Consider the following 13,310-nt stretch of genomic DNA (forward strand, 5'->3'; position numbering starts at 1 on the left):
GAAATGCCCACCGTGCGCGACCCCTGGCGAGCGCGCGAAACGAGCCCCTCGGAGTCAAGGGCGTTGACGGACATCGAGACCGTCGGCTGCAGCAGTGCCAGCGAGTCGACCAGCGAGGTGATCGTGTTGTCGCCATCTTCGTTCAAAAGCAGGCTCAAAAGGACAAGGTCGCCGGCCTTCATAAAGACGGACCCCATGGCATCGACATAGCGCATTATGCGCTCTGGAGAAGTGCGCGATAGGGGCTGACCGGCAGGGATTTGCTCTCTCGTCTGAGCTGAAAGCGACTGGACGAACTCATTGCCCTTCTCGGTAATCTTGCAGACCACGTTCCTGCGGTCGACGTCTCCCTCTCCCCGCTCGATGAGGCCAGCCGTAACAAGGTGGTTGGTTCGATGCGTCATTGTTGGGCGAAGCGCCTGCTGGTATTCGGCAATAGCGGACGTCTTAACTGGCTCCCCCACCGCAGCAAGCCGGCAGAGGATGGCAAATTCCTCGAAGGTGATCCTGCTATCGGACGGCAAAGCCTGACGAACGGCGTTGTACGCTCGTCTCACAGACATGTACTCACGCAGATCCACAAGCCCACCTCCAGATACTTTCAGCACTTTCCGCATCGGCTCATAGGTGCGGAAAGAGGAAAAGCTACCTAAATTCAATAGGCTATTTCTAGTCTAAGCTTTCGAAAGTGATTGGGCGCGAAAAAGCGAAAAAGAATGGCGCATTGATGGAAGTTTTTATCTCCTACTAAACATCCCAAACAATGCGCCATAAAATATCAAACTTTGTTGTACAGCTTGGGCTGTACGTCTTAGAGTCCGGTTGGATGCCGCCGGAAAGATAAAATGTCTTACATGCTCTGAGGAGCCGAGACGCCGCAAAGCTCAAGAGCCAGGGCGAGCACGCGGCGCGTTGCGTCGCACGCAGCAAGCCTTGCGCGAGAGAGGCCCTCGTCTACCGGACGGCCCTTGCTGGGCAGAACCTGGCAGACGGTATAAAACGAGTGAAAGTCCCCAGCAAGCTCCTCGGCATAGTGGGTCAGGCGGAATGGCGCGCGGTCGCGTGCGCAGCCCTCGATGAGGCCGGGGAATTCGGAGAGCTTGCGGGCAAGCGTGGTCTCGGTAGGGTCAGTCAGAAGGGCAAGGTCATAGTCGGCGCCAATCGCACGGTCTGCCACGGCGTCCATGCCGAGCTTCCCCGCCTCCTCGAGCGTCACGCCCGCGCCGCGACGCAGAATCGAGCAGATGCGCGCATGCGCGTACTGTACGTAGTAGACGGGGTTAGTGTTGTCCTGCTTCTTCACCTTCTCGATGTCGAAGTCGATCATCTGGTTGGACGACTTCGAGATGAGCGTGTAGCGCGCTGCGTCGGTGCCGACCTCGTCGAGAAGCTCCTGGTAGGGAACCATGGTGCCCTTGCGCTTGGACATGCGCACCGGCACGCCATCGCGCAGCAGGTTCACGAGCTGGCCGAGGAGAACCTCGAACTGGTTGGGATAGCCAAGCGCCTCGCAAGCGCACTGGACGCGCTGGATGTAGCCGTGGTGGTCGGCGCCCCAGATGTCAATCACGTGATCGACGCGCTGGAACTTGTTCCAGTGGTAGGCGACGTCGGAGGCGAAGTAGGTGTACTCGCCGTTCGTCTTGATAAGGACGCGGTCCTTGTCGTCGCCAAGCGCAGTCGCGCGGAACCACAGGGCGCCGTCCTCGTCGCGGTAGAGGTATCCCATCTTGTCGAGCTTCTCGAGGGCGCGATCGACTGCCGAGGTGCCATCCTCCCCCTTCTCGTAGAGGGTGCGCTCGGAGAACCATACATCGAACTTGCAGCGGGACTGGTCGAGCGTCGACTTGATCGAGCCAAGCATCAGCTTGTAGCCGCGCTCGCGGAACTCCATCATGCGCTCCTTCGGGTCTGCCTCGACCCAGCGGTCGCCGTCGGACTCCATGAAGTGGCGCGCGACGTCGATGATGTAGTCGCCGCCGTAGGCGTTGCCTCCAAGGTGCTCGTTGAAGGCGTCCATGAACGGATGGGCCTCGGGATGCTCGTCTTTCTCGTCGGAGACATAGGCCTTGCGGTCGTCGAGGAGAGCCGCGACCGCCTCGTCGAGCGAGCAGCCGCGATCCCGCATCACCTGAGCAAGCTGCAGATAGCGCTCTGCAACGGAGTTTCCGAAGACGTCCATCTGGCTGCCGTGGTCATTGATGTAGTACTCGCGCTCGACGTCGTATCCGGCATGCTCCATCACGCGGCAGAGCGAGTCGCCAAGGGCCGCCCAGCGGCCATGGCCAATGTGCAGGGGGCCCACCGGGTTGGCCGAGACAAACTCGACCTGCACCTTCTGGCCTCCTCCGATGTTGGAGCGGCCAAAGTCGTGCCCCTGCTCGCGAATGGTGCGGAAGACCTGGTTGCCGGCGGCAGTGGAGAGGTAGAAGTTGACAAAGCCGGGCCCTGCCACCTCAACGCGCTCGACGGCGGGGTCAGACGCCATGTGGTCGACGATTGACTGCGCGATGGCGCGAGGCGACCGGTGAGCAAGGCGCGCCGACTTCAGCGCGATCGTAGAGGTCCAGTCGCCGTTGTTGGCATCAGCCGGTCGCTCGAGGCCCAGATCGTCGACCTCAAACTGCGGCAGATCCCCAGCTTCCTGGGCGCTCGCGATGGCATTGCGAACAAGCTCTTCGATCTTCTCGGGCATAGCCCCAACCTCCTGCAAAATCAATCCGTGCGCTGCGCGCGCTCATACGCAAGAAGTGTAGCAGAGCGAGAAAAGAAGCCGCCCCCCTCAGGGGGGCGGCAACAAGGAATGCTAATAATGGGCCCTCGAAGGGACTTGGGAGCCCCCTTCGCCGTCCGGGCATGTCGGCCAGAGCTGCCAGAGCTGCTACTCGGAGTCGCCGCCCCTGCTGGACTGCTTGCGCTCTGCGGCGGCCAGGTCGTGGCGCAGGCGCACAAGACCGCTCTCCAGGCCCACGGGATAGACCTGCGGGTTCAAGAAGCGCGTGATGGCAGGGTCGAGGTGCATGATCGCGTTGTGGCAGCGCTCGCGCGCCTGCTCGATCGTGTCGGGCTCGCCGTTGCGCACGCCGTCCTTCACGTAGCAATGGAGCAGCTCGCGCGGGGTGCCCTTGAGCTCGTAGGTGGTGTATGCGTCAAGGATGTCCTCAACGTAGGCGACATCTCCGGGCGTCGAGGCAGCAACGTCGTCCACAATGATCATGTCGCCCACGGGGCAGTCGTTTGCGTCGTAGTAGCGAAGGACGTGCTGGACGCCAGGAATGGTGCGCTTGTAGGACATCTCAGAAAGCTTCATCGTGGGCCGCCAGGGCTCGTCGGCAGACTTTCGCGTAGCCGAGAGCTTGTAGACGCCGCCAAGAGACGGCTGAGGGTCGCAGGTGGCGAGCTTGGTGCCCACGCCGAAGGAGTCGATAGGGGCGCCCTGGGCATAGAGAGACTGGATGGTGTACTCGTCGAGGTCGTTTGACGCAGAGATCTTCACGTAGGGAAGCCCGGCGTCGTCAAAGGCCTTGCGGGTCTCTTTCGTCAGCTTTGCGAGGTCACCGGAGTCGATGCGGATTGCCGCGAGCCTCTCGCCGCGCTGCTCCATCTCCTTGGCGACGACAATTGCATTCTTGATGCCTTGGTGCACGTCGTAGGTGTCGAGCAAAAGCACGCAGTTCTTGGGGCTCGACTTGGCGAAGGCGCGGAAGGCCTCGAGCTCGGTCGGGAACGCCATCACCCAGGAATGGGCGTGCGTGCCAAAGACGGGGATGCCATAGATCTTGCCCGCAAGCACGTTGGACGTGGACGAGGCGCCAGCGATGTAGGAGGCGCGGGCGACGGCCAGCCCTCCGTCAGGACCCTGCGCGCGGCGCAGGCCGAAGTCGGAGACGGGATGCCCCTCGGCAGCCTTGACCACGCGCGCGGTCTTGGTTGCGACGAGCGTCTGGAAGTTCACGAGGTTGAGAAGCGCCGTCTCGATGAGCTGGCAGTCGATGAGGGGTCCCTGCACGCGCACCATGGGCTCGCGCGGGAAGACGATGTCGCCCTCCCTCACGGCATGCACGGTCAGGTCGAGGTGATGGCCGCGCAGGTATTCAAGGAAGTCGCGCTTGAACATGGGGCCGCCGCCGGGGGCGTCGAGGCTCGCGAGGTAGTCGATGTCCTCGTCCTCGAAGACGAAGTTCTCCACCAGATCGGGGATCTGCCCCATGCCGCAAGCGACGGCATAGCCGCCGTCAAAGGGATTCTCGCGGAAGAACACATTGAAGGTCGCCTGGTAATCCACGAGACCAGACTCCCAAAAGCCCTGGGCCATCGTGATTTCGTAGAGGTCAGTGTTGAGCGAGACGTCAGTTGGCTTGGTTCGATCGGTGAGCGACATAAATCCTCCCGTTTCAGGGGCGAGGGCCCCAAAGCTCTAGGGTCGTTTGGCCTGGCCTCGTCCAAGACCGCACGGCCCCTTTGTTAACAAGCAGCCCCCTCGGAGCGCTTCACGCTTGAGAGGGCCGCTAGAACTACCCAAAGAGCGTCATCAAGAAAAGAACCACCGCGATGGCGACCACCGCTAGGATAACGATTTTCTGGCCAAGAGGCATCTTCAAATCGTCGTCGTCCGGCTCCATGAGCTTGCGGCCGCGTTCGCGCTGCTTGGCAATGCGACGCTCCTCCTCAAGCTCAGCAGCGGACTTGGCCTTCTCGGCCTTAAGGCGCTCGAGCTCGGCGCGCTCCTGAGCGGCTCGAGCGGCCTCCTCGCGCTTGGCCTTCTCTGCGCGCAGCTGTTCGAGCTCGGCGCGCTCCTCGTCAGAAAGGGGTGTCTGGTCTGCCATCGTATCTCCTCCCGGGACGCCTGCGCGCCCCTCGGAAATCTTGCTTGTGCTTTTCGCTAGTCTCCTATTTCGCTCGTACCCAATTCGGGCCCCTCAACACCCGTCGCGTCGAATCCAGGCACGAAGCTCTCTGAGACGGTGCCGCCTTCCTGCCACCAAATGTTCTCGAAGCCCAGGTCGTCGGCGTGGCAAAGCACGATCTCGTACTCCTCGTCCGAGACGGCGCGCGCAAGGTCTCCGCCGGCAGCGCGGCAGCGGCCGTTGGGGGTGTACTGGTTCATGACCGAGACGTCCACGCCGTTTCCCGCAATGTCCCAGACGCGGTCGAGAACCGCGCAGGAATCGTCGACGTGACCAGGCAAGACCAGGTGGCGCACGATGATTCCGCGCGTCATGCGCCCGTCATCCGCAAGGGCGCGTCCGCCGGCCGCGCCGACCTGCTCGACCATCCGAGAGAGCGCGGCGGCCGCAACGTCGGGATAGTCGGGCGCGCCAGAGAGCTTGCCAGCAAGGCTCGGCGAGGCGTACTTGAAGTCTGGGAGCCACACGTCGACGACGTCGCCCATGGCGGAGACGACCTGGGGAAGCTCGTAGCCGGACGTGTTGCAAACGACGGGCAGGTCAAGCCCAGCATCCTTGGCGAGAAGGACGGCCTCGCGCACCTGAGGGGCAAAGTGGAGCGGCGTCACCAAATTAATGTTGAGCGCTCCCTGCGCCTTGAGCTCGAGCATCATCTGGGCGATGCGCGCCGTGCTCACGGGAAGGCCGAACCCTTCTTGCGAGATGCGGTGATTCTGGCAGAAGACGCAGCGGAGCGGGCATCCCGTGAAGAAGATCGCGCCCGAGCCCGACTCGCCCGAGATGGGAGGCTCCTCCCAGAAGTGCAATGCCGAGCGCGCGACGCGCGGCTGCGAGGTCGAGCCGCAAACGCCAACCTTGCCGGAAGCCCTGTCTGCCCCGCAATGGCGGGGGCACAGCTCGCACGACTCATAGGCCCGCTCTGTAAGGTATTCGTTGGAAGACAACCCGCACCTCGATACGTTTGACCCGCTCCTAACGGTGCCAACTGTAAACCTTTGCCGCAGTTCTGGGTACCCAAAAGGGACTTCGGCCTCTGATGGGTCGACCTTCTTGGCCGCCGAGCAAACCCATGCGCCACGCCGCTGCATAACAAAAAAGCGGACCGAGGAACCCCGGTCCGCTGACAGGTCATGGTGGAGATGAAGGGATTCGAACCCTCGGCCTCTGCCTTGCGAAGGCAGCGCTCTCCCAGCTGAGCTACATCCCCATGCGTTCGCGCGTAGGGTATTGTCGCAATTCTCGAAACCGATGTCAACGATGGATTGAAAGGCGACAAAATCAATCAAAGCCGCCCCCTGCGGATACGAAAATGAACCCACCTCTCATAAGGTGGGTGTCCTCAACGCACGTTCCGGCTTCCTCAACAAAGGAGGATTTCCGTCTCGACGCGAGATCTTGGACTCCCTAATAACGCTTGTCGGTTCACCCAGTTTGTCCCGCAGGGGGTCGGCAATCTCACTGTAGGGCAACCGTTTGCTCGAAACCAGTCTTGACATGCGCCGTGGTCAAGGCAAGATAGATGTGTTGGTCAATTGCGTGGCCCCTATATACTCAAACGCTTCCCCGCACATCCCTTATAATTTACTTTCTTGTATCATGCCGAAGGATGGGCTAGCTGGATTGAGGGGAGGTTGCTGTCGCCATGCGAAGCTACTGGCTTTCTTATTTGGCCATGTTTGCCATAGCGCTGCTCGTTACGCTTGTGACGACTCCCCTCGCGAGAAAGTTCGCCATTCATGTTGGCTCAGTTGACTACCCAAGCGCGCGTCGCGTGAACAAAGAGCCAACTCCGCGCATGGGCGGCATCGCAATATTCGCTGGAATCTCAGCCGCATTTGTCGTGCTCATTATTGGAACCTACAATTTCGGCTGGCCGGTGCTCCTCTCCCCCTCTCCGCACCTCACGATTAATTACTCGATACTCGCATTGGCATTTGTCGCGATATTTCTGACTGGGCTTTTGGACGACAAGTTCTCCCTCACCCCGCACGCGAAGCTCGTAGGGCAGATTATCGCCGCGTGCATCGCTGCGGCGAGCGGCCTTGTGATTGGCGTCATCGTCAACCCGTTCTCTCCTGGCGAGTACATCAACTTGGGATGGGTCGCCTACCCGCTGACAGTCATCTACCTTGTGGCCTATGTGAACATCATCAACCTAGTGGACGGCCTCGACGGGCTTGCCGCAGGAATTTCTGGCATCGCAAGCACTACCATGTTCGTCCTCTCCATCTGGGCGGGCAGGCTTGACGCTGCCGCGCTTGCCGCCGCCGTCTCGGGCTCTACGCTGGGGTTTCTTCGCTACAACTTCCATCCCGCATCGATTTTCATGGGTGACTCTGGATCGCTTACGCTTGGATTTGCGCTGGGCACCATCTCGCTTCTCTCCGTTACCAGAATCGCCGGACTGACGACAATCATCGTCCCTTTGGTCATCGCCGGAATCCCCATCATTGACACGTTCTCGGCCATCGTCCGTCGGACGCGCGCCCACGTGAAGGTGAGCCAGGCAGATCGCGGCCACATCCATCATCGCCTGATGGCTGAGGGCTACGACCAGAAGCAGGCTGTTCTCGTAATGTATGCCTGGACCGGCCTTCTGTGCATTGGCTCGCTCGTGATGACGCAAGTTGAGTTTGCCCCGCGCGTCATCATCTTTATCGTGCTTCTGATTGCTTCGTTTGCCTTTGCGAATCACCTGCATCTATTCGATCCGGTGCTCCTCCACCACTACGACCCGGCAACCGGCGACGACGAGCTCGTCTCCCCTGGCGACCCTGCCTTCGACGAGGAGGAGAAGCGCGAGCACGAGATTCGCGAGGCCCATCGCCCGCACCTTGGCGAGTAGAGCCGCCGCAGCTTATCGCCGCACCTCTGCGCCGCTCCGCATGTCGGCGCGCTGCTAGGTTGCGCGAGTTTTGCTGCATCAGAAGTCGCAGAACATGGCGGACCAGGCCCTCTGCGCCATAGTGCGGGTCCGACCCCGAATCGACTCCGCGCGTTGTGCGAGGACTAGCAACATTCCCGCAGGTCGTAGGTCGCGTCGTGTGGAATCGGGCGACTCGTCCCGGCCGCTGCCCCCATTGTGTGGGACCGCCTTGAATGCCATCCACGCTGTGCCATTTCTCTACCTGCGGTTTCTCGAAGCCCTTCTCGCCTGGTGATCATCGAGCGAGCCAAAAGCCCCACACTATGCGGCGAGCAGCAGAAACAACTCGCGCTGACCCACACAACAGTCAAGATCGTTTCTTTGACAGCCCCGCACAACTGCCCGCTGCCAGGTTGCGCGACCTCTGATGCTGGGGTCTGCCAAGTTGCGCGACCTCTGATGCCCGTATTGCCAAGTTGCGCGACCTCTGATGCTCGGCATGCCAACTTGCGCGACCTCTGATGCTGCAAAAGTCGCGGAACTTGGCAGCGGGCAGTCGTGCGGGATGCGATGGCTGGGTTGTGCGGGACGGCGCCTTACGTCAGCGGTGCAGCAGGCACTTCCCGCGATACAAAAAGCGCCCCGCAGAAAGCGGGGCGCGTGCGTGCAGAGCTATTCGAGAAGAATCCCTGGAGGCTCCACCCTACTCGGCAGCCTCGAGAGCCTTCTTGGAGACGGCAGCGAGGTCGGCGAAAGCCTGCTCGTCGCTGTAGGCGATCTCGGCGAGAACCTTGCGGTCAAGCTCGACGCCGGCAAGCTTCAGGCCGTGCATGAAGGTGCTGTAGGACATGCCGTTCATGCGGGCAGCGGCATTGATGCGCTGAATCCACAGAGAGCGGAAGTCGCGCTTCTTGTTGCGGCGATCGCGGTACTGATACTGGCCAGAGTGCTGGGCCTGCTCCTTCATGCCACGGAAGGTGCGGGAAGAGGTGCCGTAATAACCCTTGGTGCGCTCGACTAGGGTCTGACGCTTCTTGCGACCAGCCATTGCGCGCTTAACACGTGCCATATGTAATCAACTCCTCGTTGGAAAAATCCGGGACGCGTTGCGCGCCTAGTTCTTAGAGCCCATGCGCTGGGAAACGACCTTGACGTCGCCCTTGCCGAGCGTGGTCTCCTTGCGGAAGCCACGGATGCGCTTCTGGGACTTCTTGGTCAGAATATGGCTCTTGAAAGCCTTCGCACGCATGATCTTGCCAGTGCCGGTGCGGCGGAAACGCTTGGCGGACCCCTTGTGCGTCTTCATCTTAGGCATGCTACTTCTTCTCCTTCTTCTTTTTATCGCTCGGCGCATCGTCGCCGTCCGGCACGTTGTCAAACGCGCCCTTGATCGGGGCGACGAGCATATGCATGTTGCGGCCCTCCATCACCGGCTGCTGCTCAACCGTTGCGTAGGGCTTGAGATCCTCGGCAAGCCTGTCGAGAACGACGCGCCCCTGCTCGGGGTGAGCCATCTCGCGACCGCGGAACATGATCGTGATCTTGACCTTCGCGCCCTTCTTGAGGAAGCGCATTACGTGGCCCTTCTTGGTCTCGTAATCGCCCACGTCGATCTTGGGGCGGAACTTCATCTCCTTGATCTCGACCTTGGCCTGGTTCTTGCGAGCGGCCTTGGCCTTGCGATCCTGCTCGTACTTGTACTTGCTGTAGTCGAGCACCTTGCACACCGGCGGGTTGGCGTTAGGGGCGATCTCCACAAGGTCGAGCCCCTGGTCCTCGGCGATGCGCAGTGCGTCGCGCACCCCAAATAGACCCAGCTGAGAGCCGTCGACGCCAATCAGGCGGCACGTACGGGAAGTGATTTCCCCGTTGATGCGAGGACCATCGTTTCTGGCTATCTTGTACACCTTCCTCTCTCGGTGGCGCCTTCGCGCCACATGAAAAACCCGAATGCCAAAGCAGCATCCGGGAAGACAGGGCACTCGGCCCCCGCGAATATCACGTTGTCTTACCAGACAGCTGCCCAGAGGCGCCGTTCAGGTGGGAACCTCAGAACATGGTTCCGCTTCTCATAATCACACAGAGGACAGAATAGGGCGAATTCGTACGATGCGCAAGCCCCATCTCTGCCTTCACATCTCGCCCACGCAATCGCGCGCTGGCGAGAAGAAAGAGCCTTGCAAGAAAGAATGGTGCCCGGGGTGGGAGTCGAACCCACACTCCCTTGCGGGAAACGGATTTTGAGTCCGTCGCGTCTGCCAATTCCGCCACTCGGGCATCCGCCTTGCAACTTGGAAGAGTATAGCAGAGCCTAGCTCTGAAGGCCGGGATTCTCTTCGAGCTCGCGCTTCATCATGGTATTCGCCCCGTGGCCGCAGAGCACCATCGACGAGGGGTCGATCTCGTGTGCCAGGCGCTTGAGCGAGTGCGCCATCTGGACGGGGCTTCCAGTTGGCAGGTCGGTGCGACCAAACGAGCCGGCAAACAGCGTGTCTCCCACGAAGGCGACGCCCTTGGCCGAGCCCTCCCCAATCAAGACGATCCCGCCGGCGGTGTGGCCGGGCGTCTCGATCACGCGAAAGCGAGCAGTGCCAACCTCGAGCACGTCGCCCTCGCCGACGGTGCGGTCAGGAAGCGGCGGCTTCGTCTCGCCCGGATGGTTTCCGCTGCCGTCCATGTCCTGGGCGATGCCGACGTCGGCCGCGCTCATCACAAACTCCGCGCCCGTGGCGGCCTTGAGCTCGGACACGCCGCCCACATGGTCCCCGTGGCCGTGCGTGCACACGATAAGGCGGACGTCCACGTCGGCGAGCGCCTGAGCGATCTGGTCGCCGGCGAAGCCGGGGTCGACCACCATGCACTGTCCTTGAGAGACATAGGCGTAGCAGTTGGTCTGAATGGGGCCAACGACGTACTGGCGAATCTGGTCTTCGCGTCCGGGCTTGCCGGAATGCGCGCCCTGCCCCTCTCGCAGGTCTTGCTCGTCTGCCACGCTATACCCTCCGTTTCATCTGGTTGGAGCCCTCGCCGGGCATGATGCGGCGCGCGTCGTAGACGCTCGGGACGCGCGAGACCGTCGCCAGCAGGGAGTCCAAGATGCTAGCGTCGGAGATCGCCACCATGAAGCGCAGCCGCGCGATGCCCTGCTTGCCCGTCTGCGTGGCGGCAGAGAGGATGTTGGCGCCCGCGTCGTTGATGGCGATCGTGACGTCCTTCAGAAGCCCCATGCGGTCGGTGGCCTCCACCACGATCTCGACCCTGAACTCGGTGGCGCCCGACGTGTCCCACTCGACCGGGATCATGCGCTCGGGATGCTCCATCAGGCTCTTTACGTTGGGGCAGTTGGCGCGGTGCACCGAGACGCCGCGGCCGCGCGTGACGAAGCCGACGATGTCGTCGCCTGCGACGGGGTTGCAGCAGTGCGCGAGGTGCACGAGCATGTCGGGGTCGCCCTTCACGACAACGCCGCAGTTGCTCTTCTTCCGGCTGCCCTTGGTTGTCTGCGCAATGGCGTACGAGGACTCCATGAGGGGCTTGTTCTCGCTGATGGCGCGCTCGTAGGCCTTCTCGCGCTCTGCCTCTTTGCGCGCGGCCTCGATGCTCTCGGGCGAGTTCTCCTCGAGGATCTCCTCGACGCGGTTTGCCACCTGGTTCGCGGTCTGCTTGCCGGTTCCGATGCCGGCGAACAGGTCGTCCACGTTGTGGTAGTCGAACTGCGGGTACACGCGCTCGAGCGCCTTGGTGGTGCGCTGCGTGGAGATGCCATAGCCGCGGCGGCGCAGCTCCTTCGCAAGCTCCGCGCGGCCCGCCTCGGCGTCGTCGGCGCGGGTCTCTGCCGAGAAGTACTTGCGGATCTTGGCGCGCGCGGACGGCGTGACCACGATCTGCATCCAGTCGCGGCTGGGCTTGGCGTTCTTGTTGGTCAAGATCTCGACGCGATCGCCCATGGAGAGCTTGTAGGTGAGCGGAACGACCGAGCCGTTGACCTTGGCACCCACGCAGTGGTTGCCCACCTCGGTATGGACGGCATAGGCGAAGTCGAGCGGCGTGGAGTCACGGCGCAGGCTCATGACCTCGCCCTTTGGCGTGAACACGAATATCTCGTGCTCAAAGAGGTCGACGCGCAGGTTGTCGAGGAACTCGTGGGGGTCGTCGATGTCGTCCTCCACGGCCCAGTCGAGGCTCTTCCTGATCCAGTTGATCGTGGAGTCGATCGAGCGGTCCTCGGCCGACATCTTGCCCTTTGAGTTGCCGGCCTTCTTGTAGAGCCAGTGCGCGGCGACGCCGTACTCGGATGCCTCGTGCATCTCGTAGGTGCGGATCTGGATCTCGATGGGCTTGCCGTCGGGGCCGATCACGGTTGTGTGGAGGCTCTGGTACAGGTTTGCCTTGGGCGTCGCGATGTAGTCCTTGAAGCGGCCGGGCATGGGGTGCCAGAGCGAGTGGACGGCGCCGAGAGCGGAGTAGCAGTCCCCCACCGTCTTGGTGATGATGCGCAGGGCAATGAGGTCGTAGATGTCGGAGAACTCGCGGCCCTTGCGCGTCATCTTCTGGTAGATGGACCACAGGTGCTTGGGGCGGCCGGTGATCTGGTAGCCAGAAAGGCCCACGCGCTTGAGCTCGTCGTCCAAGGTCTTGATGGCGGCCTCGGTGTCGTCCTCGCGCTGCGCGCGGCTGTCCTGCACCATGCGAGCGATGCGGTGGTACTCCTCGGGCTCAAGCCAGAAGAAGGCCAAGTCCTCGAGCTCCCACTTGATTGACGAGATGCCCAGGCGGTCGGCCAGCGGGGCGTAGACGTCCATGGTCTCGCGGGCCTTGAAGAGGCGCCGGTCGGGCGGGAGCGCGGCCAAGGTGCGCATGTTGTGCAGGCGGTCGGCAAGCTTGATGATGACCACGCGGATGTCCTTGGACATGGCGAGGAACATCTTGCGCAGGTTCAGCGCCTGCTTCTCGTCCATCGAGGTCACCTGGATCGAGGTGAGCTTCGTCACGCCGTCGACGAGCTCGGCCACCGTGGGGCCGAACTGCTCGGAGAGCTCGTCGAGCGTGGCGGGCGTGTCCTCGACGGTGTCGTGCAGAAGGGCCGCGCAGATCGAGTCGCAGTCAAGGTGCAGGTCGTGCGCCAGGATCAGCGCCACCTCCACGGGATGGTTGATGTAGGGCTCGCCGGAGCGACGGCGCTGGTCGCGGTGGAACTCAGCGGCAAAGCGGTACGCGCGCTTGACCTTGTCAAGCTCCTCGGGAGTCATGTATACGGCGCAGCTCTCCTCGAGCGTGCGATAGTTGTCGGCATCGGGAACGCGCTTCTTCCTGCGCGGGCCCTTCTTGGGAGAAGCCGGCGCAGCTGGCGATGCGGGCGCGGCAGGAGCAGGCGATGGCGTCGCAGCCGGCGCGGCCTTCTTCGAATCGGCGCTGTCGGAGTCAGCCGCGGAAGCCTGAGGCGTCTTTTCTGGCACAGAGGGAGAAGCGCCCTTCTCGGCAGCCATCTCGGCATTCTTCTCGTTGTCCATAGCCCTTCCTTCCGTAGCGTCCCACGT

Annotated in this window: 11 protein-coding genes and 2 tRNA genes; 1 reads left to right on the forward strand and 12 read right to left on the reverse strand. The window is 62.1% G+C overall.

Translation table 11 applies throughout. The features are described from left to right. The 6 genes from ACOYJL_RS09260 to ACOYJL_RS09285 all read right to left on the reverse strand — a co-directional run. Nucleotides 1–581: MarR family transcriptional regulator (locus tag ACOYJL_RS09260; protein WP_433569945.1), on the reverse strand; the 581-nt coding region annotated here is incomplete at its 3' end. Nucleotides 582–850: 269 nt separating this feature from the next. After that, the gene (gene argS / locus ACOYJL_RS09265) at nucleotides 851–2,695 is read right to left on the reverse strand and encodes an arginine--tRNA ligase (RefSeq protein ID WP_433569946.1); all 1,845 of its coding nucleotides are present in this window, start codon (nucleotides 2,693–2,695) and stop codon (nucleotides 851–853) included. Nucleotides 2,696–2,881: 186 nt separating this feature from the next. Beyond that, a complete protein-coding gene (locus ACOYJL_RS09270; RefSeq protein ID WP_433569947.1) occupies nucleotides 2,882–4,381 on the reverse strand; it encodes a nicotinate phosphoribosyltransferase in 1,500 nt (499 codons plus the stop codon). A gap of 133 nt (nucleotides 4,382–4,514) precedes the next feature. Next, the gene (locus ACOYJL_RS09275; RefSeq protein ID WP_433569948.1) at nucleotides 4,515–4,826 is read right to left on the reverse strand and encodes a hypothetical protein; all 312 of its coding nucleotides are present in this window, start codon (nucleotides 4,824–4,826) and stop codon (nucleotides 4,515–4,517) included. A gap of 56 nt (nucleotides 4,827–4,882) precedes the next feature. Beyond that, the gene (locus tag ACOYJL_RS09280; RefSeq protein ID WP_433569949.1) at nucleotides 4,883–5,851 is read right to left on the reverse strand and encodes a radical SAM protein; all 969 of its coding nucleotides are present in this window, start codon (nucleotides 5,849–5,851) and stop codon (nucleotides 4,883–4,885) included. A gap of 187 nt (nucleotides 5,852–6,038) precedes the next feature. Further along, nucleotides 6,039–6,114 (reverse strand) — tRNA-Ala (locus ACOYJL_RS09285). A 435-nt stretch (nucleotides 6,115–6,549) separates the two neighbouring features. On the opposite strand from ACOYJL_RS09285, the gene ACOYJL_RS09290 reads away from it, so the two are divergent. Next, nucleotides 6,550–7,752 (forward strand): glycosyltransferase family 4 protein, encoded by a 1,203-nt coding sequence (locus tag ACOYJL_RS09290; RefSeq protein WP_433569950.1) that lies wholly within the window; start codon nucleotides 6,550–6,552, stop codon nucleotides 7,750–7,752. 724 nt (nucleotides 7,753–8,476) lie between these two features. Here the strand turns inward: ACOYJL_RS09290 and rplT are convergent. The 6 genes from rplT to ACOYJL_RS09320 all read right to left on the reverse strand — a co-directional run bounded on the left by rplT (nucleotide 8,477) and on the right by ACOYJL_RS09320 (nucleotide 13,283). Continuing rightward, nucleotides 8,477–8,842 (reverse strand): 50S ribosomal protein L20, encoded by a 366-nt coding sequence (gene rplT / locus ACOYJL_RS09295; protein WP_433569951.1) that lies wholly within the window; start codon nucleotides 8,840–8,842, stop codon nucleotides 8,477–8,479. Between the two features lie 45 nt (nucleotides 8,843–8,887). Further along, a complete protein-coding gene (gene rpmI / locus ACOYJL_RS09300; RefSeq protein WP_433569952.1) occupies nucleotides 8,888–9,088 on the reverse strand; it encodes a 50S ribosomal protein L35 in 201 nt (66 codons plus the stop codon). Nucleotide 9,089: 1 nt separating this feature from the next. After that, nucleotides 9,090–9,680 (reverse strand): translation initiation factor IF-3, encoded by a 591-nt coding sequence (gene infC, locus ACOYJL_RS09305; RefSeq protein WP_433569953.1) that lies wholly within the window; start codon nucleotides 9,678–9,680, stop codon nucleotides 9,090–9,092. Nucleotides 9,681–9,963: 283 nt separating this feature from the next. Then, nucleotides 9,964–10,050, reverse strand: a tRNA-Leu gene (locus ACOYJL_RS09310). Nucleotides 10,051–10,084: 34 nt separating this feature from the next. Next, entirely contained in the window at nucleotides 10,085–10,765 is a 681-nt protein-coding gene (locus tag ACOYJL_RS09315) for an MBL fold metallo-hydrolase (protein ID WP_433569954.1), read from the reverse strand. 1 nt (nucleotide 10,766) lies between these two features. Further along, nucleotides 10,767–13,283, reverse strand: a complete 2,517-nt coding sequence (locus tag ACOYJL_RS09320) for a RelA/SpoT family protein (RefSeq protein WP_433569955.1) — start codon at nucleotides 13,281–13,283, stop codon at nucleotides 10,767–10,769. Between the last annotated feature and the right edge of the window lie 27 nt (nucleotides 13,284–13,310).

This window comes from Tractidigestivibacter sp. (genome assembly GCF_050946515.1).
Taxonomy (GTDB): domain Bacteria; phylum Actinomycetota; class Coriobacteriia; order Coriobacteriales; family Atopobiaceae; genus Tractidigestivibacter.

What these genes read in the sequence shown, in the direction of transcription:
- argS (WP_433569946.1), bottom strand. Translation starts at nt 2,695, where the DNA reads ATGCCCGAGAAGATCGAAGAGCTTGTTCGCAATGCCATCGCGAGCGCC.
- ACOYJL_RS09275 (WP_433569948.1), bottom strand. Translation starts at nt 4,826, where the DNA reads ATGGCAGACCAGACACCCCTTTCTGACGAGGAGCGCGCCGAGCTCGAA.
- ACOYJL_RS09270 (WP_433569947.1), bottom strand. Translation starts at nt 4,381, where the DNA reads ATGTCGCTCACCGATCGAACCAAGCCAACTGACGTCTCGCTCAACACT.
- rplT (WP_433569951.1), bottom strand. Translation starts at nt 8,842, where the DNA reads ATGGCACGTGTTAAGCGCGCAATGGCTGGTCGCAAGAAGCGTCAGACC.
- rpmI (WP_433569952.1), bottom strand. Translation starts at nt 9,088, where the DNA reads ATGCCTAAGATGAAGACGCACAAGGGGTCCGCCAAGCGTTTCCGCCGC.
- ACOYJL_RS09320 (WP_433569955.1), bottom strand. Translation starts at nt 13,283, where the DNA reads ATGGACAACGAGAAGAATGCCGAGATGGCTGCCGAGAAGGGCGCTTCT.
- ACOYJL_RS09290 (WP_433569950.1), top strand. Translation starts at nt 6,550, where the DNA reads ATGCGAAGCTACTGGCTTTCTTATTTGGCCATGTTTGCCATAGCGCTG.